Raw genomic sequence first — 25,893 nt, 5'->3', positions numbered from 1 at the left:
TCTGAACGCCTCTCGAGGAGGCCAAGCCATTCAGATGCCGACACGCGTCGTCGCGAAATGGGGACCCGAGTTTAGCGCAAGGCGTCGGGTTTACGGTCCAGTGCGGCCGGCGTTCGCCGCCGCATCGTGGATGTTGACGCCGGTTGGCGGCGATCCGACACGTATTGAGGGCTTGTCACGTTACGGGCTGATGGTTCCCTGCCCGGGGCCGGCCAGCCACGTAGGGTGGATGACGCTTTTTTCATCCACCGGCTTTTGGATGGCGACCGCGTGGATGCCCACCGCGTGGAAAACGCTTCGCGGTTTTCCACCCTACGGATCTGGGGCGTCCGGGCGGCGTTCCCACGCGGGAGCGTGGGAACGATCAGTGATTATTTGCCCGGCTTGCGGTTGCGCACGTAGAGGTCTTTGCCACCGGTGGTGTTGCTGCTGCGGGCCTCCAATTCGAAGCGTTTGGGCTGGGCCTTGATCAGTTCGCTGAGTTTCTTGAAGCCGTACAGGCGTGGGTCGAACTCTGGACGCAGTTTGCCGATGTTGGAGCCGACCGCGCCGAGCTGCACCCAGTCGTCCTCGTCGTCGGCGATGTCGTCGAGGACCTTGGCGATGAAGTCCACCGGCACCCTTTGCGCTTTAACCGAGGTGGCGGCGGGTTTTTCGCTGGGCTTGGCATCCTGACTGCTGCCGCCAACTGGTGCGCTGGTGGGCTCGGCGGCCGGTTCGACGGCATCGGCGCGGAGGATTTCCGTGTAGACGAACTTGTCGCAGGCGGAGACGAAGGGCTTGGGCGTCTTCTGTTCGCCGAAGCCGTAGACGGTCAGGCCTTCCTCGCGCAGGCGCACGGCCAGGCGGGTGAAGTCACTGTCGCTGGAGACCAGGCAGAAACCGTCGAAGCGCCGGGTGTAGAGCAGGTCCATGGCATCGATGATCAGCGAGCTGTCGGTGGCGTTCTTGCCCTTGGTGTAGGCGAACTGTTGCATCGGCTGGATCGAGTGATCGAGCAGCACCTTCTTCCAGCCGCCGAGGTTGGGCTGGGTCCAGTCGCCGTAGATGCGTTTGACGCTGGCGATGCCGTATTTGGCGATTTCCTCGAACAGCCCTTCGACGATGGCGGCGGGGGCGTTGTCGGCGTCGATCAGCACCGCGAGGTGCTTCTGCTGGCGGGAGGTTTGCGGCTTGTTGGCCATGGTTCGTCCTTGCTGGAGGTTGGGTCGACCTTACTGCGACTGGGTGGCAGAGCGCCAGGGTTTGGCGGGCAAGCGACCGCGGGTCTAGCGCATGGAGGGCCATCGGCACCGTAGGAGCGAATTCATTCGCGATAGGCGCACACCACGATCGTGAATGAATTCGCTCCTACACGAGCAGGGCCGCGCTTCAGTCGTGCACGTAGGCTTTGTTGACGATCTGCCAGCGGCCGTCGAGTTGGCTGAGGGTCAGGTAATCGGTGAAGCGCAGACCGAGGTAGAGCACCGCCACTTTGACGATCGCCACCTGGCCGCTGACGTCGGTGCTGACGATGCGCATGTCATACGCTTCGTCGTTGTCGATGGGCTTGGGCGTGTCGGCCACTTCTTTCATCCAGGCATCCAGCGAGTCATGGCAGAACTTGCCGTTGAAGTAGCCGAACAGAAAGGCCTGCGGATGGAAGGCTTGGCGCAGGCGTGCGGTGTCGCCGTGGTGCATGCCGTCGAAGTAGAGCTGAATGGTTTCGCCGATGGCGGTCAGTTCGCGGGTGGTGGTTGGCATGGCTCCTCCAGTGCGTGCGGTGACAACTGTGCCGTACGGCAGGCCCGGCGGATCTCGGCGCACGTGCGCCGACTGACCTTCAACCATAGTCGCGGAAGGAGTGACTTACCGAGTGAGCGAGGTGTTTGGCGACAGACGCGTGCAGCGGGCGAAACCGGCCAATGCCGCCATGCGGGCATAAAAAAGCCCGGACAACTGCCGGGCTTGGGTATCGCGGATAAGCGCCTCAGGCGCTACTCAGACCTTGCGGACGAACTCGGATTTCAGCTTCATCGCGCCGATGCCGTCGATCTTGCAATCGATGTCGTGGTCGCCATCCACCAGGCGGATGTTCTTCACCTTGGTGCCGACCTTGACCACCAGCGACGAGCCTTTGACCTTGAGGTCCTTGATCACGGTGATGGTATCGCCGTCCGCCAGCACATTGCCGACCGAATCCTTGATCACCTTATCGCCTTCGGCTGCCACTTCCACGCCATCGGCCGACCATTCGTGCGCGCATTCCGGGCAGATCAACTGCCCGCCGTCTTCATAGGTGTATTCGGATTGGCATTTTGGGCAGGCTGGCAGGGTGCTCACGTAAACCTCGATCAGGCAGAAATGAAAGGCCGCGGATTCTATAGGGTTTTACCGCGGCCTGCGCTTGCCGGCGGCCTGGCTACTTGATCAGCCCTTCGGCCTGCATCGCCCGCTGCACGGCGGGACGTGCGCCGACCCGCTTGTGGAAGGTCTGCACGGTCGGGTAGGGCGCGAGGTCGATACCCATCGGGAAGGTCCAATTGACGATGGTGAACAGGTAGGCGTCGGCCACGCTGAATTGCTCGCCCATCAGGTAGTCGCGGCCGGCGAGGGCCTTGTCGATAAAGCCCAGACGCTTGCCGATAGCGGCCTTGGCGCTGGCTTTGACTTCTTCCGGGGTGGTCGGATTGAACAGCGGCGAAAAGCCCTTGTGCAGTTCGGTGCCGATGAAGTGCAGCCATTCCTGCGCGCGTGCCCGCTGCAGCGTGCCGGCGGCAGGCAACAGGCCGGCGGCGGGCTTCTGGTCGGCCAGATACTGGACGATGGCCGGCCCCTCGGTGAGCACTTCGCCGCCATCCAGTTGCAGGGCGGGCACGTAGCCTTTCGGATTGATGGTGGTGAAGTCGACGCCGCTGGCGGTGGTGTGCGCCTTGAGGTCGACCTTTTCCAGGTTGTACGGCAGATCCAGTTCGTTGAGGACGATGTGCGGGGATAACGAGCAGGCGCCAGGGCTGTAATAGAGCTTCATGATGATCTCCGGGTGGCTGGGGCCAGGCCTGCACAACGGCAGGTCTGACGGGGGATTCACGGGTGCCCGCCGACCGTCGTCCGAGGCGGTGGTTAGGGAGCCGCCAGTGGCGCGGGCAGGTTCAAGGTGCCGGCATCATTGAAGCGCCGGGTACCGAACAGCCCGCCGTTGAGCTTGCCGCTGATCACATAGGGTAGGCCGTTGCGCAGCGGTCCGCCGCTCAGGCCCCAGGCCTGGCGAACCGCGGAGAACGCGGAAATGCTCACCGGCACGCCGATCACCGCCTCGCCAAAACGTGGCACCTCGCCGCTGGCGTCGCTGACCCCGCTGGCCAGCGGTTGGCCGTTGATTTCCAGATCCAGCGCCACGCCGTTGTAGCGGATCGCGTCGTCATTGGGGTTCTGCACCCGCAGTTTGACCAGCATGCGCATCTCCATACCTTGGCCGGGCAAGGGCTCCACGCCGGCCAGGTCTATGCGCAGCGGATCACGCGACAAGCTGCTGCACGCGGCGAGGTTGAGCACCGCCAGTAGCAGCGCGAGACGCCAGATGAAGCCGGACACGCGCGGCGCGCCGGTCATTCAGAGGCGCGCCGACTTGAAGGTGTCGCACTTGCCGATCTGCCCATCGGCGAAGCCGGTCTTGAACCAGCGCACGCGCTGCTCCGAGGATCCATGGGTGAACGAATCAGGCACCACGCGGCCGCGACTCTGCTGTTGCAGGCGGTCGTCGCCGATGGCGTTGGCGGCGTTCAGGGCTTCTTCGACGTCGCCGGGTTCCAGCCAGTTGAGGCGTTGCTGGGCATGGAACGCCCACACGCCGGCCAGGCAGTCGGCCTGCAATTCCTGGCGCACCAGCAAGCCGTTGTCGCCTTCCATGCGCTCGCCTTGCTGGCGCGCCGAGTTGATCCGGTTGCTGATGCCGAGCAGGGTTTGCACGTGGTGGCCGACCTCGTGGGCGATCACATAGGCCTGGGCGAAATCCCCGGCGGCGGCAAAGCGTTGGGACATTTCGTGGAAGAAATCCAGGTCGAGATACACCTGGCGGTCGCCGGGGCAATAGAACGGGCCGGTGGCCGAGGAAGCGAAGCCGCAGGCGGAATTCACTCCGCCGCGAAACAGGATCAGTTTCGGGTCCTGATACTGCTTGCCGCCCTGCTGGAAAATCGCCCGCCAGGTGTCTTCGGTATCGCCGAGCACGGCGCTGACGAACTGCGCTTGTTCGTCGTTCGTCGTCGGGGCTTTGCCTTGTGGCGGGCTGACGCTGCTGGTCTGGCCCATCTGCCCGGCCAGGTTGCCGAGGATCTGCATCGGGTCCTGGCCGCTGAGCAAACCAATCACCACCACCACGGCGACCGCGCCGAGACTCAGGCCTTTGCCGCCCATGCGCATGCCACCGCTACCGCCGCCGCTGTCGCGGGCATCTACCACGTTGTCGCTGCGTCGGGCTTTTTTCCAAAGCATATCGGTGTCCTCGCTAGTCGGCACTTGAGTGTTGTAGCTGGGCGCGTTTGGCGCCAGTCCGGCTGTCTAGTTGCGGGCGGTCGGCTAGTCGAGGTCGCTGCTATTTAGCGGTACCGGGGTAGTCGGCGAGTACCTGTTGCTGGCCCTCGCGGCTAACGCCGATGACTTGATAGCTGTCCTGCATGCCGTCCATTTCCATCCCCGGCGAGCCCATCGGCATGCCTGGCACGGCGGCGCCGAGCAGGTCGGGGCGTTGGCGCAGCTTGAGAATGTCGGCGGCCGGCACATGCCCTTCAACGAACTTGCCGTCGATCACTCCGGTGTGACAGGAGCCCAGGCCGTGCGGCACGCCGAGGCGGGTCTTGACCGCGTGCATGTCGGTTTCGACATGGTCGCGAACCGTGAAGCCATTGGCTTGTAGGTGGCTGATCCAGGCCTTGCAGCAGCCGCAGTTGGCGTCGCGATGCACGTCGATATTGAGCGGTTCGCTGGCCTGGGCCAGACCGGCGAGGAGGGTGGAAAGCAGCAGAATGCGACGCATGGCAGAACTCCTGAAAAATATCGCTCAGCTTAGGCGCAGCGCTGCAGGAGCCCAAGCGCGTCGCTGTTTCCAGATGTTCCCCTTCGGCGTGGGGCGTCCCGGACGGTGGGTCGCGCCGGGCCCGGCAGGCGTTTGGAGGTGGTCATCCGCTGCTCGATGTGGATGACTGCATGCCCATCGATCAGGTCGGCGGCCGCTATATCCAGCTCGTCGAAAGCCCGCATCAGGGCATCGCTAAGTTCAGCGCTTACATCGTCCTCGCTTAGTGCCATGGGGCTTACAGGCAGCCATTCGTCGGCCAGATGAAGATTGTCGGACAATTCATGGGTAACGATTCATGAAATCTATTTTGGTGCCGATGCGCTGAAGGTACGGAAGCAAATCCTCTGAATTTCCACCTTCGCGCTACCCGAGCGCATTGAGGCTAACCATGTTCGGATCCCATCTGCGTAGTGAACTGCTGCAGTGTCAGCTTGATCTCGCGTCCTGCCAGCAAATGTTGGCCACGATCAAAAAAACCGTCGCGCTGATCGAATTCACCCCGCAGGGGGAAATTCTCGATGCCAACGGGCCGTTCCAGGCCACCATGGGTTACCAGCTCAGCGAGTTGCGCGGCCAGCACCATCGGCTGTTCTGCACGCGGGAATTGGCGGCCAGCCCCGCCTATGTGCAGTTCTGGAGGCGCCTGGAAGCCGGCGAAAGCTTTAGCGATCGCTTTATGCGGGTGGCCAAAGGGCAGCGTCCGGTCTGGTTGGAAGCCAGCTATATGCCGGTGCGCGATACGCACGGCAAGGTCGTCAAAGTGCTCAAACTGGCCACCGAGATCACCAAGCAGGTGCATGACGATCAGCAGCACGAAAGTATGCTGAACGCGATCAACCGCTCGATGGCAGTGATCGAATTCGACCTGACCGGCAAGGTCATCACAGCTAACGACAACTTCCTGCAGACCATGGGCTATCGCCTGGAAGACGTGGTCGGCAAGCACCACAGCCTGTTCTGCGATCCGCGCGAGGCGAGCAGCGAGACGTACAAGCGTTTCTGGCAGCGCTTGAATCAGGGTGAATACATCGCTGACCGCTTCAGGCGCGTCGCCCGCTCCGGTAAGGATGTGTGGCTGCGGGCCACCTACAACCCGTTATTCGACACGGCTGGCAAGCTCTATGGGGTGGTCAAGTTCGCCAGCGACATTACCAGTCAGGTCGAGCGCCGCGAGGCGGAAGCGGCGGCGGCAACCCTGGCCTTTGATATCGCTCGGGAAACCGATCAGAGCGCGATCAAGGGCGCCGGTACGGTCGATGAAGCCGTGCAAGTAGTGCGCGGCATTGCCGACGAATTAAGCCAGGTGGGCGGGCAGATCGGCGCGTTGCGCGAACAGTCGGAACGGATCAGCAGCATCGTCCAGGTGATCCGCGGGATTGCCGAGCAAACCAACTTGTTGGCCTTGAACGCCGCGATCGAAGCGGCGCGCGCCGGTGAGCAGGGTCGTGGTTTTGCGGTGGTGGCCGACGAGGTGCGCAACCTCGCGGCGCGCACCAGTCAGGCGACCGTGGAAATCAACGAAGTGGTGCGCCTCAACCATGAGCTGGCCCAGCAGGCGGTGAGCGGTATGGACGGCGGCAAACTGAAAGCCGAGCAGGGCGTGCATCTGGTCAACAAGGCCGGTGAAGTCATGCAGGAAATCCGCGAAGAAGCCCAGCGCGTGGTGGATGCCATCGAGCAGTTCACCGTGGCCTTCGAGGATTGAGCCAAGCCCGGCGCGTGGCCGGGCTTGCGTGGTTTAACCGGGAGTTTGCAGGCTCCCGGATTGCATCCGGGCTACGGAGGCTGTGCCGGCGCGGTTAACGCCGGACCAGCAACACCCCGGCTTCCATGTGATGGGTGTAGGGGAATTGGTCGAACAGCGCGCAGCGCTCGATCTTGTGCGTGTCGTGCAGCTGGGCGATGTTCGCCGCCAGCGTCTCCGGGTTGCAGGAGATGTACAGGATGCGCTCGAAGCGCCGGGCCAGCTCACAGGTATCCGGGTCCATGCCGGCGCGCGGCGGATCGACGAACACGCTGCCGAACTCATAACTCTTCAGATCGATGCCCGCCAGGCGGCGGAACGGGCGCACTTCGTTGAGCGCCTCGGTCAGTTCCTCGGCGGACAGGCGCACCAGCGTCACGTTGTCGACGCGGTTGTCGGCCAGGTTGGCCAGCGCGGCATTCACCGAGGTTTTGCTGATCTCGGTGGCCAGCACCTTGCGCACTCGCGTGGCCAGCGGCAGGGTGAAGTTGCCGTTGCCGCAGTACAGTTCGAGCAGGTCGTCGTCGCGCTCGCCGAGGGCGTCGTAGGCCCAGTTGAGCATCTTCGCGCAGACCACGCCGTTGGGCTGGGTGAACGCACCTTCCGGCTGGCGGTAGCGGAAGGTGCGACCGGCGACGGCGAGTTCTTCGCTGACGTAATCGCGGCCGATGACGATGCGCTTGCCGCGCGAACGGCCGACCAGGCTGACCCCCAGTTCGGCGGCGGCGTTCTCGGCGGCGGCTTGCCAGGCGGCATCCAGCGGGCGGTGATAGCACAGGGTGATCAGCGCATCGCCGGCCAGGGTGGTGAGAAATTCCACCTGGAACAGCTTGAAGCCCAGCGCCGGATCGGCCCAGGCCGCCTTCAGGCGCGGCATCAATTCATTGATGCGCTGGCTGGCGATGGGGAAGTCGTCGAGCAGGATCGGCGTGCGCTTGTCGCCCTGCTCGAACATCGCGTAGTGCCGCGCCTCGCCTTCGCGCCACAGGCGGAACTCGGCGCGCAGGCGGTAATGCTCGCGCGGCGAGTCGAAAACCTGCGGCTCGGGGGCGGCGAACGGCGCCAGCAGCTCGCGCAGGCGGGCGGCCTTGTCGGCCAGTAGGCTGTCGTATTGAGAGGGATCGAAACGCGGACTGCTCATGGGGAAACTCTTCAAAGGTCCGGCTTGGCCGGGACGCTTTTTATCTAGGAATAACTCGAAACTATCGGGGCTCGCGAGCTAGGTCAGACAAGGCGCCAGGTCAATTCGGAAGCGGAGTTTACGACTGTAAATGAGCATGACTCGCTTCGCTCGCCCCTTCGGGGCCGCCCTACGGACGTTAGCCGCAAGCGGCTTTCCGGATTGACCTGGCAACGCAGTATGGCCGACGCGCAGCAGCCCCCTTCACTTAAGCGTTGAACCAGCCCAGTTTGATGACAAACAGCACCGAGAGGATCACCAACGCCGAATTCAGCTCGCGGTAGCGCCCGGACAGCAGCTTGCAGGCGGTCCAGGTGATGAAGCCGAAGGCGATACCGTTGGCGATCGAGAAGGTCAGCGGCATGGCCAGCGCGGTGACCACCACCGGCGCGGCTTCGGTGATGTCGTCCCAGTTGATTTCGGCCAGGCCCGACGCCATCAGCACGGCGACGAAGAACAGCGCCGGCGCGGTGGCGAAGGCCGGCACGTTGCCGGCCAGCGGGGCGAAGAACAGCGCCAGGAGGAACAGGAACGCGACCACTACGGCGGTCAGCCCGGTGCGTCCGCCAGCGGAAACCCCGGCGGCCGATTCGATATAGCTGGTGGTGGTCGAGGTGCCGAGCAGCGAACCGGCCATCGCCGCGGTGGAGTCGGCAATCAACGCGCGGCCCATCTTCGGCATGTGGCCGTCCTTGCCCATCAGCCCGGCGCGTTTGGCGACGCCGATCAGGGTGCCGGAGTTGTCGAACAGGTCGACGAACAGGAAGGCGAAGATCACGCTGAACAGACCGATGTCCAGCGCGCCCTTGATATCCAGCTGCAGGAAGGTCGGCGCCAGCGACGGCGGCATCGACATCACCCCACCGAACTGGGTGATGCCCAGGCCGATGGCAGCGAAGGTGGTCAGCAAAATGCCGATCATCACCGCACCGGTCACCCGGCGGGCCTCCAGGGCGATGATCACGAAGAAGCCGAGAATCGCGAGGAGCGGCGCCGGTTTGGCCAGGTCGCCCATGCCCACCAGCGTCGCTTGGTTGGTGACCACGATGCCGGCTTCCTTCAGCGCGATCAGGGCGAGGAACAGGCCGATGCCGGCGGCGATGGCCGAGCGCAGCGCCAGCGGGATGCTGTTGATGATCCACTCGCGGATGCGGAAGATCGAGATCAGGAAGAACATGCATGCCGAGAGAAACACCGCACCGAGCGCCACCTGCCAGGTGTGGCCCATGTGCAGCACCACGGTGTAGGTGAAGAAAGCGTTGAGACCCATGCCGGGGGCGAGGGCGATCGGGTAGTTGGCGATCAAGCCCATGATCGCCGAGCCGATGGCCGCGGCCAGGCAGGTAGCGACGAACACCGCGCCCTTGTCCATGCCGGTTTCGCCGAGAATCGCCGGGTTGACGAAAAGAATGTAAGCCATGGTCAGGAACGTCGTGATCCCGGCAAGGATCTCGGTTCGCACCGTAGTGTTATGGGCTTGGAGTTGGAACAATCTGTCCAGCATGGCGAGCTCCGCGGCTTCGAGAGTGGCAGGCAAAAGCTAAGCACAGCGCCATCATGGCGTTGTGCTGGCAGGTCGTTGAAAAATGTAGGCGAGGCAGCCGAGACAAGGCGCAACGCAGCGAAGCAGAGTAACAGCCAAAGGCTGGCCCGCAGGGCGAGCGTAGCGAGTCAAACGGCCGAAAAAGCGCAGTTTACGTGTTGTAAATGAGCATTTTGAGGCTGTTTTTAACGCCGTATCGGCAACGTAGGTAATTTTTCAACGGTCTGCCAATGCCCGTCGGCAAAGGGCGCGCATCATACCAGCTGGCCTGCAGACGGTGAATTTGTTGGCGCATCGGTCAGCAAGGCTCAGACTGTGAGCCATCGATTACGCGCCTCGTGCGCCAGCCCAGACAAGGACCCCTCTATGACCAGCCGTGCCCTGATCGCCGTCGCTGACGGTTCGCAAGACCTGGAGACCATTACCGTGCTCGACGTCCTGCGGCGCGCCGGCGTGGAAGTGGTGTTGGCGAGCATCGAAGAGCGGCGCATGGTCACCTGCGCGCTCGGTACGCGCCTGACTGCTGACACGATGCTGGTCGATGTGCTGGCCCAGGACTTTGACCTGATCGTCCTGCCCGGCGGCATGCCCGGCGCACAACGCCTTGGCGAACACGCACCGCTGGCCGAGCGGGTGCAGCAACAGGCCAAGGCCGGCAAATTGTTCGCCGCAATCTGCGCCGCGCCGGCGTTCGCCCTGCAACCGTTCGGTGTGCTGCGCCAGCGCCGGATGACCTGCTACCCGGCGGCCAGCGACAAGCTGTCCGGCTGCACCTACGTCGACCAGCCGGTGGTCATCGACGGCAACTGCATCACCGCCCAAGGTCCCGCCAGCGCCCTGGAGTTCGCCCTGACCCTGGCCGAACAACTGGTCGGCAAGAACACGCGCAAAGAAGTGGAAAAAGCCATGTTGGTGTAGGGCGGGTGAAACCCGCCGGGACTGTTGGCACCCGCTGAGTAAACGTAGCCCGGATGCAGTCCGGGAACTGCCGCGAACATGGCCCCGGATTGTATCCGGGCTACGCGTGCTCCTTTGCCGCCTCATGCATCCGATCGCGCTTAGCCAGACTCGGGAACAGCTTGATCCACGCGCCGGTGACCAGCAGTGTGCCGACGCCGCCGAGCACTACCGCCGGCACGGTGCCGAACCAGTGGGCGGTGAGGCCAGATTCGAATTCCCCCAACTGATTCGAGGCGCCAATAAACAGGCCGTTCACCGCGCTGACCCGGCCGCGCATCTCGTCCGGGGTTTGCAGCTGCACGAAGGCGCCGCGAATCACCATGCTGATCATGTCTGCCGCGCCCAGCACCACCAGCACCGCCAGCGAGAACCAGAACGAGGTGGACAGGCCGAAGGCGATGGTCGCCACGCCGAACACGCCTACCGAGATGAACATCACCCGGCCGACCTGGCGCTCGATCGGGTAGCGGGCCAGCCAGAACGACATCAGTAGCGCGCCCACTGCCGGCGCCGAGCGCAGCAGGCCGAGGCCCCATGGGCCGGTGAGCAGGATGTCTTGGGCGAATACCGGTAACAGCGCGGTGGCGCCGCCGAGCAGCACGGCGAACAGATCCAGGGAGATGGCGCCGAACACATCCGGCCGGCCACGGATGAAGCGGATGCCGGCGAGCAGCGAATCCAGCGAGGCGCGTTCCTGACGCAGCGGCTGCTGGCGCGCCGGCAGGCCGAGCACCAGCGCGCAGGCCAGCACATAGAGCAGCGCGGTCGGCGCGTACACCCACAAGCTGCCGAAGGCATACAGAAAACCGCCGAGCGCCGGGGCGGCGATGGTCGCCATCTGCAGCGCCGAAGCCGACGCCGCCACTGCCGCGGGGAACAATGCGGTGGGCACCAGGCTTGGCAGCAAGGCCTGGGTCGCCGGCATTTCGAAGGCACGCGCGGCGCCGAGCGCGAAGGCAAGGACGAAGATCATCTCGCGGCTGATCTCGCCGCTGCCGCTGCCCAGCACCAAGGCGAGGGCGATCAATGCCTGGGCGGCTTGGCAGAGCGCGGTGACTTTGCGCCGATCGAAGCGGTCGGCGACATGCCCGGTGTGCAGCATGAACAGCACGCGCGGGGTGAACTCGACCAGGCCGACCAAACCGAGATCAAGCACGCTGCCGCTGAGTTGGTAAATGTGCCAGCCGATGGCCACGGTGAGCATCTGGAAGCCGCTGGCGGTGCATACGCGGGCTAGCCAAAAGGCCAGAAACGGCCGGTGATGGCGCAGCAGAAGCTTTTCGTGGGTGGACATAAACCGCCAGTCAGGGTGCCAAGGATTTGTTCGGGAGTACGCGGGCCGACCTGAGGTTGCACCGGTGACTCGGCGGAATGACAGGTCGGGCGGGCGCCGTGCTGGCCTGTGACGAGGGCGGGCCAGTAAAGCGCTTAGCTGGCTAATAGTTTGCCAGCCTGGAAGGGTAGTCGTAAGCAAATGTTACGCAGCGGCTAGCAGGCCATTGAAAAATTACCTGCGTTGCCGATACGGCGTTAAAAACGGCCTCAAAATGCTCATTTACAACACGTAAACTGCGCTTTTTCGGCCGTTTTTGCCTTGTCTCGGCTGCCTCGCCTACATTTTTCAACGGCCTGCTAGCGCGTGACAATCGGCCACAGCGGCAATCAACCACAGTGGCAATCGACCACAGAGGCAGTCGGGCGGCTAGCAGCTACGATTCATCTATCGCCTGATCCAGATCAAAACCCGCCTTGGGGTTTTGCTGCAGGCCATCGTAGGCGCAGACCGCTGCGCCCACGCCGCGACAACAAGAACAATTGCCTACCGTCGTACTCCAAAGCCTGCAGCCCCTGGTTGGCCCGTTGCCGGTTCATCGTGTAACCCTGATCGAGGACACCCCATGTTCGGCTTAGAAGCTCTGGACCTGGCCCGAATACAGTTCGCCTTCACCATCTCGTTCCACATCCTGTTTCCGGCCATCACCATCGGTCTGGCCAGCTACCTGGCGGTACTCGAAGGGTTGTGGCTGAAGACCGGCGAGGAGGTGTATCGCGACCTCTATCACTTCTGGTCGAAGATCTTCGCCGTCAACTTCGGCATGGGCGTGGTTTCCGGTCTGGTGATGGCCTACCAGTTCGGCACCAACTGGAGCGCCTTCTCCGACTTCGCCGGCTCGGTCACCGGGCCATTGCTGACCTACGAGGTGCTCACCGCGTTCTTCCTCGAGGCCGGCTTCCTCGGCGTCATGCTGTTCGGCTGGAACCGCGTCGGGCCGGGCCTGCACTTCTTCTCCACGGTGATGGTGGCGATCGGCACGCTGATCTCGACCTTCTGGATTCTCGCCTCGAACAGCTGGATGCAGACCCCGCAGGGTTTCGAGATCATCGACGGGCGAGTGATTCCGGTCGACTGGTTCGCGGTGATCTTCAACCCGTCGTTCCCCTACCGCCTGCTGCACATGGCCACCGCCGCGTTCCTCGCCACGGCCTTCTTCGTCGGCGCCTCGGCGGCCTGGCACTTGCTGCGCGGGCGCGACAATCCGGCGCTGCGGCGCATGCTGTCGATGGCCATGTGGATGGCGCTGCTGGTTGCGCCGCTGCAGGCGTTCATCGGCGACCTGCATGGCCTCAACACGCTCAAGCATCAGCCGGCGAAGATCGCCGCTATCGAAGGTCACTGGGAAAACAAGCCGGGCGAGCCGACCCCGCTGATCCTCTTCGGCTGGCCGGACATGGAGCGCGAGGAAACCCGCTTCAAGGTCGAGGTGCCCTATCTGGGCAGCCTGATCCTCACCCACAGCCTGGACGAACAAGTGCCGGCGCTGAAGGAGTTCCCCAAGGCGGATCGGGCCAATTCGACCATCGTGTTCTGGACCTTCCGGATCATGGTCGGCCTCGGTCTGCTGATGCTGTTCACCGGCGTGTGGAGTCTGTGGCTGCGCTGGCGCGGCACGCTCTATGAGTCGCGGGCCTTCCTGCATCTGGTGGTGTGGATGGGGCCGTCGGGCTTGATCGCCATTCTCGCCGGCTGGTTCACCACCGAAGTCGGCCGCCAGCCGTGGGTAATCTACGGATTGATGCGCACTGCCGATGCGGTCTCGCAGCACGGCGTGACGCAAATGAGCGTGACCCTGGTGAGCTTCGTACTGGTGTATTTCGTGCTGTTTGGCATTGGCATCAGCTACATGCTGCGGCTGGTGCGCAAGGGTCCGATGACGGGCGAAGGGCAACAGTCGGAAAGCGGCGGCCCCGGCCAGCAACGCACCCCGGCGCGGCCGCTGTCGGCGGCGGACGACGACCTGGACGACGAAGCCAGCGACAGCCTGGCAGAGAGGAACTGAGCCATGGGTATCGATCTTTCCCTGATCTGGGCGGTGATCATCGTCTTCGGCATCATGATGTACGTGGTGATGGACGGTTTCGACCTGGGCATCGGCATCCTCTTCCCGTTCGTCAAGGACGAGGGCGAGCGCGACATCATGATGAACACCGTGGCGCCGGTCTGGGACGGCAACGAAACCTGGCTGGTGCTCGGTGGCGCCGGCTTGTTTGCGGCCTTCCCGATGGCCTATTCGGTGGTGCTCTCGGCGCTGTATCTGCCGATCATCTTCATGCTGATCGGCCTGATCTTCCGTGGTGTGGCGTTCGAATTCCGCTTCAAGGCCAAGCAAAGCAAACGCCACTGGTGGGACAAGGCGTTCATCGGCGGCTCGCTGGCCGCGACGTTCTTCCAGGGTATGACGCTGGGCGCGTATATCGACGGGATTCCGGTGGTCAATCGCATGTATGCCGGCGGTCCGCTGGACTGGCTGACGCCGTTCTCGGTGTTCTGCGGCCTGGCGCTGATCGTCGGCTACGCGCTGCTCGGCTGTACCTGGCTGATCATGAAGACCGAAGGCCGCCTGCAACAGCAGATGCACGACCTCGGTACGCCGCTGGTCTGGGCGGTGCTGCTGGTGACCGGCATCGTCAGTATCTGGACCCCGCTGGCCCACGATGAAATCGCCCAGCGCTGGTTCAGCCTGCCGAACTTGTTTTTGTTCATGCCGGTGCCACTGCTGGTGCTGCTGTGCACCTTCGCGTTGCTGCGGGCGATCAAGCGCTACGCTAACTACGCGCCGTTCATCCTCACCTTGGTGCTGATTTTCCTCGGCTACAGCGGCCTGGGCATCAGCCTGTGGCCAAACATCATCCCGCCCTCGGTGAGTATCTGGGCCGCCGCCGCTCCGCCGCAGAGTCAGGGCTTCGCGCTGGTCGGCGCGCTGTTCATCATCCCCTTCATCCTGGTGTACACGGCGTGGAGCTACTACGTGTTCCGCGGCAAGGTGACGCCGGATCAGGGTTATCACTGATGGACAAGGAAGCGCAGAAACCGCTCTGGCAGCGCCTGGCCTGGCTGGTGGGCATCTGGACCGCCAGCGTCCTGGCCCTCGGCAGCGTGGCCTGGCTGTTGCGCCAGTTCATGAATGCGGCGGGACTGACCTCGTGACCCTCTCCCCCGGCCCCTCTCCCGTGAACGGGCGAGGGGTGACTCGCGGCTTGGATGCTCGTGTAGTCCTGTAAAAGCCTCAGTTTGCAGGATGGGTTCGGCCAACTCCGAACAGCCCCCTCTCCCATTTATGGGAGAGGGTTGGGGAGAGGGCAGAAGGCAGTTCGTAGGATGGCTTGAGCGAAGCGATACCCATCGGTGCATGGTTGATGGGTCTCGCAGGCTCAACCCATCCTACGGCGGGCTATTTGCGGGCGCGCAACACCACGAACTTCGGATTCGCCGCCACCTGCTCGACCCCACGGAATAGCCGCTTGAGCTTGGCGTGATAGCCGAGGTGGCGGTTGCCGACGATCCACAGCTCGCCGCCGGTGACCAGTGCCGCGCGGGCCTGTTGGAACATCCGCCAGGCGAGAAAGTCGCCGACCACCTGCTGCTGGTGGAACGGCGGATTGCACAGCACCACATCCAGCGAATCCGCGGGCTGCTCGGCCAGGCCATCGGCGGCATGGATGTCTACCTCCCGTTCGCCGAGCGCCGCCAGCCAGTTCTCCTGCGCTGACTGCACAGCCATGTACGACTCATCGACCAGCGTCAGCTGTGCCTCGGGATTGGCCAGCGCGCAGGCAATGCCGAGTACGCCGTTGCCGCAGCCGAGGTCGGCCACCCGTGCGCGGCCCAGATTCAGCGGCAAGTGCGGTAGGAAGGCGCGCGTGCCGATATCCAGGCCGTCGCGGCAGAACACATTGGCGTGGTTGAGTAGCTGCAGCGCCGGTTTGTCCAATTGATAGCGACTCGGGTAGGGCGAGCGGGGCGCAGCCTTGGCCTCGGGCGTCGCCAGCAGCAGGCGCGCCTTCTTCACCGCCAGCGAGGCCTGCACCGGGCCGACGTATTGTTCGAGCAAGTCGCCGGCGGCGCGCGGCAGATGTTTGATCATCGCTCCGGCGATCACCCGTGCGCCGGGCGCCAGCTGGCCGTGCAGGCGGATCAGCTGTTCCTCGAGCAGCGCCAGGGTCTTCGGCACACGAATCAGCACCCAGTCGAACGGCCCGCTGGCGGTCGCGCTGGCCGGTACGAAGGCGACGCCATCCCAGGCCAGGCCGTTGCGCGCGAGGTTCTGTTGTAGGGCCAGATGGCCGAGGTGCGAGTCGCCGCTGCTGGTCACTTGCGCATGCGGTGCCAGCGTGGTGGCCAACGCGCCGAACGCGTCGTTGAGCACCAGCACGCGCGCGTCGGCGGCCAGACCCAGTTCGTGCAGATGGGTGAGCAGGTATTCGTCGGCGGCGTCGAAGGCTTGCAACGGTTCGTGGGGCTGTTCCGGCTGGCGGACGAGGTCGAGCTGGGCGAACGGGGTGGTGAAGAGCGGCATGTCGATTCGGGCGTGGTGGCGGGGCGTTGGCCGGCATTGTCGGCGCAACCGGCGCAAAAGTCTCGGCTGCGACGAATAGCCCCGGAACTCGCGGGTGTTTCTCGCCGGCCGATTGCGGGACACTGGTGCCATGCGTTAATCACGAGTCCGCGACATGTCCGCCAGCGAAGAGAAGTTCACCCGTCAGCGCGTCTATGACATCCAGACGCTGACCCCCAACCTGTTCACCTTCCGCGCCAGCCGCGATCCCGGCTTCCGCTTCCGCGCCGGGCAGTTCGCCCGCCTCGGCGTGACCAAGGCCGATGGCAGTGTGGTCTGGCGCGCGTACTCGATGGTCTCCTCGCCGTTCGACGAGCACATGGAGTTCTTCTCTATCGTGGTACCGGGCGGCGAGTTCACCAGCGAACTGAGCCGTCTGCGCGAGGGCGACACGCTGCTGGTCGACAAGCAGGCGTTCGGTTTCCTCACTCTCGACCGCTTTCCCGATGGCCGCGACCTGTGGCTGCTCGGTACCGGCACCGGGCTGGCGCCGTTCCTGTCGATCCTCCAGGATTTCGAGGCCTGGGAGCGCTTCGAGCGGATCAAGCTGGTCTATAGCGTGCGCGAGCCGGCCGAACTGGCCTATCAGGAGTTGATCGCCGGTCTGGGCGAGCGCGACTACCTGGCCGAGTACGCGCACAAGCTGCAGTACATTCCGATAGTCACCCGCGAGGCGCATCCCGGTGCGCTGGGTGAGCGCATCACCACGCTGATCGACAACGGCGAACTGGAGCGCGCCGCCGGCCTGGCGCTGGATCCGGAGCATTCGCGGATCATGCTGTGCGGCAATCCGCAGATGAACGAGGACACCCGCGCGGTGCTGAAGACCCGCGGCATGCGCCTGGCGCTGACCCGCAAACCCGGGCAGATCGGCGTGGAGAACTATTGGTAGTGGAGAACGACTGGTAGGCCGCGCGTACACGATTGGAAAAGATTCGCGGCTTAAGTCGCGCGGCGATCTGCCTTAGGATGGCCATCCGTTTTTTCCAACCGGATACCGATGGACAGTCATAGTTGCCAGCCACCCGCGCCCCGCTCGCGGGTGGCGCTCCCCCTCCTAGACGCCGCAGCGCGGCGCCTGCCCGTTACCCACCTCTGCACTCCTGCTGGCCTGCGCCGCCGCTTCGGCGAGCGCCGCGTATCGCTGCCTGTCCCTGTTAATGGGAGGCACGCCTGATGCCCTTCGAATGGCTGGCCGATCCCACGGCCTGGCTGGGGCTGCTGACCCTGATCGTCCTCGAACTGGTGCTCGGCATCGACAACCTGGTGTTCATCGCCATCCTCGCCGACAAGCTGCCGCCGCATCAGCGCGACCGCGCGCGGCAGATCGGCCTGGGCCTGGCGTTGATTATGCGCCTCGGCCTGCTGGCCAGCATTTCCTGGCTGGTGACGCTCACCGCGCCGCTGTTCGAGGTGGCCGGCAAGAGCTTCTCCGGGCGTGACCTGATCATGCTGTTCGGCGGCCTGTTCCTGCTGTTCAAGGCCACCATGGAGCTGCACGAACGCCTCGAAGGTCGCGTGCACAAGAGCGGCGGCAGTCGCGCCTACGCGCTGTTTTGGCCGGTGGTGGCGCAGATCGTGGTGCTCGACGCGGTGTTCTCTCTCGATGCGGTGATCACCGCAGTGGGCATGGTCGAGCACCTGGAAGTGATGATGATCGCGGTGATCGTCTCGATCGGCCTGATGATCGTCGCCAGCAAGCCGCTGACCGCCTTCGTCAACGCCCACCCGACGGTGATCATGCTGTGCCTGGGCTTCCTGATGATGATCGGCTTCAGCCTCACCGCCGAAGGCCTGGGCTTCCACATCCCCAAGGGCTACCTGTACGCGGCGATCGGCTTCTCGATCCTCATCGAGCTGGCCAACCAGGCCGTGCGCTGGAAGCGCAAGCGTCAGCTGCAGGATGGCCGCGGCGTGCGCGAACGCACCGCGCATGCGGTGCTGCGCCTGCTCGGCGGCAAGCTCGAAGCGGACGAGGTAGGCGAGGAGATCGCCGACCTGCTCGGCAGCGCGGAGGGCGGTGCCGGCCTGTTTGACCGCCGCGAGCGGGTGATGATCAGCGGCGTGCTGCACCTCGCCGAGCAGCCGATCACCGCGGTGATGACCACCCGCACGGAGGTCGACCACCTCGACCTCGACGGCAGCACCGCGCAGATCCACCAAGCGCTGCTGGCCTCGCCGTACTCGCGGCTGCTGGTGATCCGCGCCGGCCAGGTCGACGAACCGCTGGGCTACGTGCACAAGAAGGAACTGCTCAAGCAGCTGCTCGACGGCCAGCCGGCGGACATTGAGCCGTTGCTGCGTGCGCCGCTCAACCTGCCGGACAGCTGTTCGGTGCTCAACGCCCTGGAGCAGATGCGCCAGGCCTCGACCCACGTGGCTTTCGTGGTCAACGAGTTCGGAGGCTTTGAGGGCATGCTGACGCTGACCGACATCCTCGAGGCAATCGCCGGCGAGCTGCCGGACGCCAACGAGGTGGACGGCCTGGATATCGAGGCGGTGGCCGGTGGCTACCGGGTCAGCGGGGCGCTGAATCTCACCCTGCTGCGCGAGCGACTGAGCTTCCTGGCGCGGCCGACCGAGGACTATCAGACCCTCGCCGGGCTGGTAATGAGCCTGCTCGACCGCCTGCCGCTGATCGGCGACCGCCTGGAGCACGCCGGCTGGCGGCTGACCGTGGTCGAGGTCAAAGAGCGCCGGGTGGCCCGTCTGCTGCTGCAGCCGCTGGACACGGCGGGTTAACGCAAAACGGCGCCCATGGGCGCCGTTGTGCAGTTCCAGATGCTGGCGAACTACTTGTTTTGCTGCGTTTTGAGCAGGTCTCGGATCTCGCTCAGCAACTCCTGATCCTTGGTCGGCGCCGCCGGCGCGGTTTCCTCGGCGCGCTTGAGTTTATTGATCATCTTGACGCCCATGAAAATCGCGAAGGCGACGATCAGGAAGTCCAGCACCGTCTGGATGAATTTGCCGTAGCTCAGCACCACTGCGGGGATGTTGCCCTCGGCCGCCTTGAGGGTGACTGCGAGGTCGGAGAAGTCGACGCCACCGATCAGCAGGCCGATCGGTGGCATGATCACGTCGCCGACGAAGGACGAGACGATCTTGCCGAACGCCGCGCCGATGATGATCCCCACCGCCATGTCGACGACGTTGCCTTTGACCGCAAAGGCCTTGAACTCGCTGATCACACTCATGAATCGACTCCCTGTTTTGAATAAATAGTGAAAGGAGTGTAATCCAGCTCTAGAGCCACTGCGGTGTGATTTAGCGGCGAACCTGGCGGGAAAATGCGTCCTGCCTCCAGGTATGAAGTGGATTTCGTCGGTCGAGCCGCCATCTTCCGAAGCACTGGTCTAGCCTGAAAGTACCATCGTGCAGGAGGGTCGATCATGCCGCTCGAACATCATCCCTTGAATCGCGAATTTCCCGACCATCGCCGCCAGATGCTCAACTTATTGCAACACGATGCGCGCTTTTCCCGTTTAGCCCAGGAATACAAATCCCTCGACGATCAAGTCTATGCCGCTGAAGACGGTCGCCAGCCGCTCGACGCCCTGGCGTTGCAGGGATTGAAATCGCAACGGGTAACGCTAAAGGATCAGATCGCCCAGCTGTTGCAGCAACCGGACAAATAGCTCGCCGTTGTTGATCGAGGTCAATCACTGACCCGCCATGGGTGGCTAGGCTACCTATCCTCTGACTTTCTCGCAGGAGCCAGCACCATGGCTTTCAAGCTGCACACATTCGATTCCATCGCTGCGCCGCGCCAAATCGCCCTGATGAATGAGCGCCTGAGCCGGCTGCAGCTGCAGTTCGAGGCCGTGGATAAACGCATTTTTCGTCTCGAGAACGGGATCGAACGCGAGGAAAACCTCAGTCTGGCCGCGCTGATGCTGCACCGCAGCGGTCTGCGCGAGGATATCGAGCGGCTGCTGGCGCGCCCGTCGCTGAGCAAAAAAAGCCAGTTCACTGCGAGTGCGATGACCTCGACGCGGTAATTTCGCTTCAGCCTGTATGATGCGCACTTTCGTCTGACGGAGTGGGTTTCATGGCCAAGGCCAAGCGCGTCTACGGCTGCACCGAGTGCGGCACGACCTTCCCCAAATGGGCCGGACAATGCGCGGACTGCGGGGCTTGGAACACCTTGGTGGAAACCATCGATCCCGGCACCGATGCGGTAAGCGCACGGGTTGGCTGGGCTGGCCAGCAGGCGCAGCTCAAAACCCTGGCCGAAGTCAGCGTCGAAGAAATGCCGCGTTTCTCCACCGCCTCGGGGGAGCTCGACCGTGTGCTCGGCGGCGGGCTGGTCGACGGTTCGGTGGTCCTGATCGGCGGTGACCCGGGCATTGGCAAGTCGACAATCCTCCTGCAAACCCTCTGCAATATCGCCACGCGCCTGCCGGCGCTGTACGTCACTGGCGAGGAGTCTCAGCAACAAGTGGCCATGCGTGCGCGCCGCTTGGGTTTGCCGGAAGACAAACTGAAAGTCATGACCGAGACCTGCATCGAGGCAATCATCGCCACCGCGCGGACCGAGCAGCCCAAAGTCATGGTCATCGATTCGATCCAGACCATCTTTACCGAACAATTGCAGTCGGCCCCTGGCGGCGTTTCCCAGGTGCGTGAGAGCGCGGCGCTGCTGGTGCGCTACGCCAAGCAGAGCGGCACGGCGATCTTCCTGGTCGGTCATGTCACTAAAGAGGGCGCGCTGGCTGGTCCGCGCGTGCTCGAGCATATGGTCGACACGGTCCTGTATTTCGAGGGTGAGTCCGATGGCCGCCTGCGCTTGCTGCGCGCGGTGAAGAACCGTTTCGGCGCGATCAACGAGTTGGGCGTGTTCGGCATGACCGATCGCGGTCTCAAAGAAGTCTCCAATCCTTCGGCGATTTTCCTCACCCGCGCTCAGGAGGAGGTGCCCGGCAGCGTGGTCATGGCCACTTGGGAAGGCACCCGGCCGATGCTCGTGGAAGTGCAGGCGCTGGTCGATACCAGCCATCTGGGCAATCCGCGTCGCGTCACCTTGGGTCTCGATCAGAACCGTCTGGCCATGCTGCTCGCCGTGCTGCACCGGCATGGCGGCATCCCGACCCACGATCAGGATGTGTTTCTCAACGTGGTCGGCGGGGTGAAAGTGCTGGAAACCGCCTCCGATCTGGCGCTGATGGCCGCGGTCATGTCGAGCCTGCGCAATCGGCCGCTACCGCATGACTTGCTGGTGTTCGGCGAGGTCGGCTTGTCCGGCGAAGTGCGTCCGGTGCCGAGCGGGCAGGAGCGCTTGAAGGAAGCCGCCAAACACGGCTTCAAGCGCGCCATCGTACCCAAGGGCAACGCGCCGAAAGAAGCGCCAGCCGGTCTGCAGGTGATTGCGGTAACGCGCCTGGAGCAGGCGCTGGATGCTTTGTTCGATTAGGGCGTGAACGGGTTGGGCTGCGTTGCACCGAGTCCAACTCGGCTCGACCTCGGTTAGTTACCTAGGGCGGCCAAGTCCCGCTCTAGCAGCGCTTCGTCGCCCAGGTTGAGCTCTACCAGGCGGCGCAGGTGGCTGATTGAATCGAGGTCGATATGCTGGCAGGCGAAGCCGAGCAGCTGGCCTTGACTGCGCGCCAAGGTCGCTTGCATGTTCAGCTCGACATCCTGGGCCAGGTGGATGCACACCTCGAAGGGTTGCTCCGGGTCGCCGTCCCAGCCCTCTGGGCGTTCGACCAGCAGGCCGTGCAACGATAAATCCTGCAGCTCCACCGGCCAGCGGCGCTCGCCCTGGCTTATTTCCGTGCTGGCGTCGAAGGCCACGCGGTGGAAGCGTCGCCGCTCATCTGTTGAATTACTCATATCCGCGCTCCTGGGCAGGTTCTATCCACTATAGCCAGCGCCGCACACGAGCGCGGTAGCGGCGGTAACTCTCGCCGAACAGGCGATCGAGAATCTGCTCTTCCGGGAGAATCACCCCGCGGGTCATCACCACCAGCAGCACTGGCAGGACGATCCACGGCCAGCCGCTGTCCAGCAATAGGCCGATCCCGCAATAAATCAAGTTGAAGCCCAGGTAGATTGGGTTGCGCGAATAGCCAAATGGGCCGCTCTCGAGTAGGCGCTTGGGCTTCTTGTAAGGGTTGATGGTGGTCTTGTGCTGCGCCATCGCCAGCGCCGACCACGCGGCCAGGAGGATGCCGGCGTCGATGGCGCCCCAGCCCACATAACGGGTCCAGGCATTCGCCGGTAACGGTAGCGGCAACAGCTCGGCAAGTAGCCAGGCCAAGGCGATTGCAATCAGGTAGATCAGCGGCGGAGCAAGGATGATGCGGTCCTGGCGAGTTGACATGGTGCCTCCTGGCGGAAAGTCCGGCGCAGTGTAGCGGCATTGCGGCCTGTGGTTTGACAGCATAGGAAGTGTCGCCAAAGCTGCTAATGCAGTTTTACGACAATACCTCTATGGAGTGGACATATGGACAAGCGACTGCTGGGCAAGGGTTTGATCATTGGGATGCTGAGCGCACTGAGCCTGGCCGCTCAGGCCAATGAGGCCGGTGGCAAAGGGTGCGGTTGGGGCAACATGTTGTTCGAAGGCCAGAGTGGCTTGTTTCCGCACCTGATTGCCACTACCACTAACGGGACTTCGGGGAACGCCACTTTCGGTCTGACTTCCGGCACCAACGGCTGCGATTCCAGCGTCAAACTGGGCTATGGCGGTCGCTCGATGCTGGCAATGAACGGCATGCTCGACTCCATCGCCGAAGACATGGCCCAAGGCAAAGGCGAAGCGCTCGATGCCTACGCGACCTTGCTCGGTGTGGAGCAAGGCGACCGTGCGCATTTTGCCAAGGTCACCCACGAAAACTTCAGCACCATCTTCAGTAGCGCCCAAGCCACCAGCGAGCAGGTTTTGGCCGCGACTCTGGATGTCATGAGTCGCGACAGCCAGCTGGCACGTTACGCCAAGCAACCCGCCTGACGGATGAGCTTCACCCCACCAGAGCCGGGTGTCCCCCCGGCTTTTTTATGCACTGAAACAGCGCTGCGCAGGCTCTATACCAAGGTCTGATAGTTGTTTGTCGGAGACAAGTCTAGACTTACGCGGCAGCCTGTCAGTCCTTCCGTTTGGAGCTCTCCATGAATAATAACAACAGCGTTATGCGCCATATTCCCTGGGTGGTGCTGGCCATAGTCGGTGCCTGTGCCCTGGGGGTCGTGGCTCTGCGCCGTGGCGAAGCCATCAATGCGCTCTGGATCGTGGTGGCGGCCATCGCCATCTATCTGGTTGCCTACCGCTATTACAGCCTGTTCATTGCCGAAAAGGTGATGAAGCTGGACCCCACCCGCGCGACTCCTGCGGTCTTGCATAACGACGGTCTGGACTATGTGCCGACCAACAAGCATGTGCTGTTCGGTCACCACTTCGCCGCCATCGCCGGCGCGGGACCACTGGTGGGGCCGGTGTTGGCCGCCCAGATGGGCTATCTGCCCGGCACCTTGTGGCTGATCGCCGGCGTGGTGCTGGCCGGTGCCGTGCAGGACTTCATGGTGCTGTTCATGTCCACTCGCCGCGACGGCCGCTCGCTAGGCGAGATGGTCCGTGAGGAAATGGGGCGGATTCCCGGCACCATCGCGCTGTTCGGCTGCTTCCTGATCATGATCATTATCCTCGCGGTGTTGTCGCTGATCGTGGTCAAGGCCCTCGCGGAAAGCCCATGGGGCATGTTCACGGTGATGGCGACCATCCCCATCGCGATGTTCATGGGCGTCTACATGCGTTACATCCGCCCAGGCCGGATTGGCGAAATCTCAGTGGTTGGCGTGCTGCTCTTGCTTGGATCGATCTGGCTGGGCGGGGTAGTTGCCGCTGACCCGGTGTGGGGGCCGCGCTTCACCTTTACGGGCGTGCAAATCACCTGGATGCTGATCGGCTACGGTTTCGTCGCCGCGGTGTTGCCGGTATGGCTGATTCTCGCGCCGCGCGACTACCTGTCGACCTTCCTGAAAATCGGCACCATCATCGCCCTGGCGATCGGCATCCTGATCGTTATGCCTGAGCTGAAAATGCCGGCGCTGACCCAGTTCGTCGACGGTACCGGGCCGGTGTGGAAAGGCACGATGTTCCCATTCCTGTTCATCACCATCGCTTGTGGCGCGGTGTCCGGTTTCCACGCGCTGATTTCTTCCGGCACCACGCCGAAGTTGCTCGCCAACGAGTCGCATGCGCGCTACATCGGCTACGGCGGCATGCTGATGGAATCCTTCGTCGCCATCATGGCCATGGTCGCCGCGTCGGTGATCGAACCGGGGATCTATTTCGCGATGAACAGCCCGCCCGCGGTCGTCGGTGCCGACGTCACCAGCGTGGCGGCGACCATCAGCAGTTGGGGCTTCGCCGTCACGCCTGAAATGCTCACGGCCACCGCCAAGGACATCGGCGAGAACACCATCCTCGCCCGCGCCGGCGGGGCGCCGACCCTGGCAGTGGGGATCGCGCACATCCTTCACCAGGTGTTGCCGGGTGAGAACACCATGGCGTTCTGGTACCACTTCGCAATCCTGTTCGAGGCCCTGTTCATCCTCACTGCCGTCGATGCCGGTACGCGTGCTGGACGCTTCATGCTCCAGGACTTGCTGGGCAGCTTCGTGCCCGCGCTGAGCAATACCGCATCCTGGGGCGCCAACGTGGTTGCTACCGCCGGTTGTGTGGCGCTGTGGGGTTGGCTGCTCTATCAAGGCGTGATCGACCCGTTGGGTGGCATCAACACCTTGTGGCCGCTGTTCGGCATTTCCAACCAGATGCTCGCCGGTATTGCGTTGATGCTCGGCACCGTGGTCCTGATCAAGATGAAGCGTCAGCGCTACGTGTGGGTGACTCTGTTGCCGGCGCTGTGGCTGCTGATCTGCACCACCGCGGCAGGGCTGATCAAGCTGTTCGATCCGAATCCGGCGGTCGGTTTCGTCGCCCTCGGCCAGAAATACAGCGATGCCCTGGCTGCCGGTCAGGTGCTGGCGCCAGCCAAGGACATCGCTCAGATGCAGCATGTGATCTTCAACGCCTACACCAACGCGACGCTCACAGCGCTGTTCCTGTTGGTGGTCTTCAGCGTGCTGCTGTTTGCCATCAAGACTGGGATCCGGGCGCTGTCGAAGGCCGAAAGGACGGATCGGGAAGCGCCGTTCCAACCGATTCCTGAGGCGTAATAGGCTGCGGTATCCGCCACTTGGCGGGTACCGCATTCATCTAACGGCCGCATCACCTAAGGTACGCCGCGATGTTCAATGACCTCAGTCGATTGGGTAAATACCTGGGCCAGGCCGCCCGCCTGATGGTGGGTATGCCGGACTACGACAACTACGTCGAGCACATGCACAAGACCCACCCTGATCTGCCGGTAATGACCTATGAGGAGTTCTTCCGCGAACGCCAGGAAGCCCGCTACGGCGGCGGTAAAGGTCGACCAATCCGCTGTTGTTGAGCCCCAGCTCGACCCCCGCGCCACGCTTAGTCGTGGCGTTTTTCATTACCAGGTCGGGCTGAGTTGG

At 63.5% G+C, this 25,893-nt stretch carries 27 protein-coding genes and 1 pseudogene; 14 read left to right on the top strand and 14 right to left on the bottom strand.

All coding sequences use genetic code 11. The features are described 5' to 3' along the window. Positions 1-371 precede the first annotated feature (371 nt). From NVV93_RS16465 to NVV93_RS16435, 7 genes are all read right to left on the bottom strand, one after another. Positions 372-1,184, bottom strand: a complete 813-nt coding sequence (locus NVV93_RS16465) for an NYN domain-containing protein (protein ID WP_258251717.1) — start codon at positions 1,182-1,184, stop codon at positions 372-374. Positions 1,185-1,371: 187 nt separating this feature from the next. Continuing rightward, the gene (locus NVV93_RS16460) at positions 1,372-1,743 is read right to left on the bottom strand and encodes a nuclear transport factor 2 family protein (protein ID WP_258251716.1); all 372 of its coding nucleotides are present in this window, start codon (positions 1,741-1,743) and stop codon (positions 1,372-1,374) included. A 237-nt stretch (positions 1,744-1,980) separates the two neighbouring features. Next, positions 1,981-2,322, bottom strand: a complete 342-nt coding sequence (locus tag NVV93_RS16455) for a zinc ribbon domain-containing protein YjdM (protein ID WP_258251715.1) — start codon at positions 2,320-2,322, stop codon at positions 1,981-1,983. A 79-nt stretch (positions 2,323-2,401) separates the two neighbouring features. Next, positions 2,402-3,010: a glutathione transferase GstA gene (gstA, locus tag NVV93_RS16450; protein ID WP_258251714.1), complete on the bottom strand. Its 609-nt coding sequence runs from the start codon at positions 3,008-3,010 to the stop codon at positions 2,402-2,404. A 92-nt stretch (positions 3,011-3,102) separates the two neighbouring features. Beyond that, on the bottom strand, positions 3,103-3,591 hold the full coding sequence (locus tag NVV93_RS16445) for an LEA type 2 family protein (RefSeq protein WP_258251713.1): 489 nt from the start codon (positions 3,589-3,591) through the stop codon (positions 3,103-3,105). After that, entirely contained in the window at positions 3,592-4,473 is an 882-nt protein-coding gene (locus NVV93_RS16440; protein WP_258251712.1) for a neutral zinc metallopeptidase, read from the bottom strand. A gap of 100 nt (positions 4,474-4,573) precedes the next feature. Continuing rightward, positions 4,574-5,014, bottom strand: a complete 441-nt coding sequence (locus NVV93_RS16435; protein ID WP_258251711.1) for a DUF411 domain-containing protein — start codon at positions 5,012-5,014, stop codon at positions 4,574-4,576. 430 nt (positions 5,015-5,444) lie between these two features. Here NVV93_RS16435 and NVV93_RS20210 point away from each other — a divergent pair. Together NVV93_RS20210 and NVV93_RS20205 are read left to right on the top strand one after the other, a co-directional pair. Continuing rightward, positions 5,445-6,173, top strand: a pseudogene (locus NVV93_RS20210) (PAS domain-containing protein); the annotation flags it as partial. Positions 6,174-6,182: 9 nt separating this feature from the next. After that, complete coding sequence (locus tag NVV93_RS20205; RefSeq protein WP_258254398.1) at positions 6,183-6,761, top strand: methyl-accepting chemotaxis protein; 579 nt, start codon at positions 6,183-6,185, stop codon at positions 6,759-6,761. A gap of 94 nt (positions 6,762-6,855) precedes the next feature. On the opposite strand, the gene trmA is transcribed toward NVV93_RS20205, so the two are convergent. Next, positions 6,856-7,941: a tRNA (uridine(54)-C5)-methyltransferase TrmA gene (gene trmA / locus NVV93_RS16420; RefSeq protein ID WP_258251710.1), complete on the bottom strand. Its 1,086-nt coding sequence runs from the start codon at positions 7,939-7,941 to the stop codon at positions 6,856-6,858. A 247-nt stretch (positions 7,942-8,188) separates the two neighbouring features. After that, complete coding sequence (locus tag NVV93_RS16415; protein WP_258251709.1) at positions 8,189-9,484, bottom strand: NCS2 family permease; 1,296 nt, start codon at positions 9,482-9,484, stop codon at positions 8,189-8,191. A 405-nt stretch (positions 9,485-9,889) separates the two neighbouring features. Here NVV93_RS16415 and NVV93_RS16410 point away from each other — a divergent pair, with 405 nt between their 5' ends. Further along, complete coding sequence (locus tag NVV93_RS16410; RefSeq protein ID WP_258251708.1) at positions 9,890-10,441, top strand: DJ-1 family glyoxalase III; 552 nt, start codon at positions 9,890-9,892, stop codon at positions 10,439-10,441. Between the two features lie 100 nt (positions 10,442-10,541). Here NVV93_RS16410 and NVV93_RS16405 read toward each other — a convergent pair whose 3' ends face one another. Beyond that, the gene (locus NVV93_RS16405; RefSeq protein ID WP_258251707.1) at positions 10,542-11,777 is read right to left on the bottom strand and encodes an MFS transporter; all 1,236 of its coding nucleotides are present in this window, start codon (positions 11,775-11,777) and stop codon (positions 10,542-10,544) included. Between the two features lie 604 nt (positions 11,778-12,381). Here NVV93_RS16405 and NVV93_RS16400 point away from each other — a divergent pair. Genes NVV93_RS16400 through NVV93_RS16390 form a run of 3 tightly spaced genes read left to right on the top strand, consistent with a single transcriptional unit; the run spans position 12,382 to position 14,969 of the window. Next, the gene (locus NVV93_RS16400) at positions 12,382-13,821 is read left to right on the top strand and encodes a cytochrome ubiquinol oxidase subunit I (protein WP_258251706.1); all 1,440 of its coding nucleotides are present in this window, start codon (positions 12,382-12,384) and stop codon (positions 13,819-13,821) included. Between the two features lie 3 nt (positions 13,822-13,824). Further along, positions 13,825-14,832 (top strand): cytochrome d ubiquinol oxidase subunit II, encoded by a 1,008-nt coding sequence (gene cydB / locus NVV93_RS16395; protein ID WP_258251705.1) that lies wholly within the window; start codon positions 13,825-13,827, stop codon positions 14,830-14,832. Continuing rightward, positions 14,832-14,969 (top strand): DUF2474 domain-containing protein, encoded by a 138-nt coding sequence (locus tag NVV93_RS16390; protein ID WP_258251704.1) that lies wholly within the window; start codon positions 14,832-14,834, stop codon positions 14,967-14,969. The genes cydB and NVV93_RS16390 overlap by 1 nt, the downstream gene beginning before the upstream one ends. 244 nt (positions 14,970-15,213) lie before the next feature. Here NVV93_RS16390 and NVV93_RS16385 read toward each other — a convergent pair whose 3' ends face one another. Next, positions 15,214-16,338 (bottom strand): class I SAM-dependent methyltransferase, encoded by a 1,125-nt coding sequence (locus tag NVV93_RS16385; RefSeq protein WP_258251703.1) that lies wholly within the window; start codon positions 16,336-16,338, stop codon positions 15,214-15,216. Between the two features lie 154 nt (positions 16,339-16,492). On the opposite strand from NVV93_RS16385, the gene NVV93_RS16380 reads away from it, so the two are divergent. Next, positions 16,493-17,269, top strand: a complete 777-nt coding sequence (locus NVV93_RS16380) for a ferredoxin--NADP reductase (protein WP_258251702.1) — start codon at positions 16,493-16,495, stop codon at positions 17,267-17,269. A gap of 284 nt (positions 17,270-17,553) precedes the next feature. Then, positions 17,554-19,119 (top strand): TerC family protein, encoded by a 1,566-nt coding sequence (locus NVV93_RS16375; protein ID WP_258251701.1) that lies wholly within the window; start codon positions 17,554-17,556, stop codon positions 19,117-19,119. A gap of 50 nt (positions 19,120-19,169) precedes the next feature. Here the strand turns inward: NVV93_RS16375 and mscL are convergent, their stop codons facing one another. Beyond that, positions 19,170-19,571 carry a large-conductance mechanosensitive channel protein MscL gene (gene mscL / locus NVV93_RS16370; RefSeq protein ID WP_258251700.1) on the bottom strand — a complete coding sequence of 134 codons (402 nt, stop codon included), beginning with the start codon at positions 19,569-19,571 and terminating at the stop codon, positions 19,170-19,172. A gap of 195 nt (positions 19,572-19,766) precedes the next feature. On the opposite strand from mscL, the gene NVV93_RS16365 reads away from it, so the two are divergent. The 3 genes from NVV93_RS16365 to radA all read left to right on the top strand — a co-directional run bounded on the left by NVV93_RS16365 (position 19,767) and on the right by radA (position 21,787). Further along, complete coding sequence (locus NVV93_RS16365) at positions 19,767-20,012, top strand: YdcH family protein (RefSeq protein WP_258251699.1); 246 nt, start codon at positions 19,767-19,769, stop codon at positions 20,010-20,012. Positions 20,013-20,099: 87 nt separating this feature from the next. Then, a complete protein-coding gene (locus tag NVV93_RS16360) occupies positions 20,100-20,375 on the top strand; it encodes a hypothetical protein (RefSeq protein WP_258251698.1) in 276 nt (91 codons plus the stop codon). 50 nt (positions 20,376-20,425) lie between these two features. Further along, positions 20,426-21,787 carry a DNA repair protein RadA gene (gene radA / locus NVV93_RS16355; RefSeq protein WP_258251697.1) on the top strand — a complete coding sequence of 454 codons (1,362 nt, stop codon included), beginning with the start codon at positions 20,426-20,428 and terminating at the stop codon, positions 21,785-21,787. A 53-nt stretch (positions 21,788-21,840) separates the two neighbouring features. Here radA and NVV93_RS16350 read toward each other — a convergent pair whose 3' ends face one another. Beyond that, positions 21,841-22,206 carry a PilZ domain-containing protein gene (locus NVV93_RS16350; RefSeq protein ID WP_258251696.1) on the bottom strand — a complete coding sequence of 122 codons (366 nt, stop codon included), beginning with the start codon at positions 22,204-22,206 and terminating at the stop codon, positions 21,841-21,843. A gap of 28 nt (positions 22,207-22,234) precedes the next feature. After that, a complete protein-coding gene (locus NVV93_RS16345; protein WP_258251695.1) occupies positions 22,235-22,696 on the bottom strand; it encodes an isoprenylcysteine carboxylmethyltransferase family protein in 462 nt (153 codons plus the stop codon). A 123-nt stretch (positions 22,697-22,819) separates the two neighbouring features. Between NVV93_RS16345 and NVV93_RS16340 the strand changes: the two genes are divergently transcribed. The 3 genes from NVV93_RS16340 to NVV93_RS16330 all read left to right on the top strand — a co-directional run bounded on the left by NVV93_RS16340 (position 22,820) and on the right by NVV93_RS16330 (position 25,826). After that, positions 22,820-23,326: a DUF3015 domain-containing protein gene (locus NVV93_RS16340; RefSeq protein ID WP_258251694.1), complete on the top strand. Its 507-nt coding sequence runs from the start codon at positions 22,820-22,822 to the stop codon at positions 23,324-23,326. 158 nt (positions 23,327-23,484) lie between these two features. Then, entirely contained in the window at positions 23,485-25,551 is a 2,067-nt protein-coding gene (locus NVV93_RS16335; RefSeq protein ID WP_258251693.1) for a carbon starvation CstA family protein, read from the top strand. Between the two features lie 71 nt (positions 25,552-25,622). Continuing rightward, on the top strand, positions 25,623-25,826 hold the full coding sequence (locus tag NVV93_RS16330; RefSeq protein ID WP_258251692.1) for a YbdD/YjiX family protein: 204 nt from the start codon (positions 25,623-25,625) through the stop codon (positions 25,824-25,826). Positions 25,827-25,893: the final 67 nt, after the last annotated feature.

The organism is Pseudomonas sp. LS44, from assembly GCF_024730785.1.
In the GTDB taxonomy this organism is placed as follows: Bacteria; Pseudomonadota; Gammaproteobacteria; order Pseudomonadales; family Pseudomonadaceae; genus Aquipseudomonas.
The sequence above is the reverse complement of the archived record's forward strand: the minus strand, read 5'-3'. Positions and strand labels throughout refer to the sequence as shown.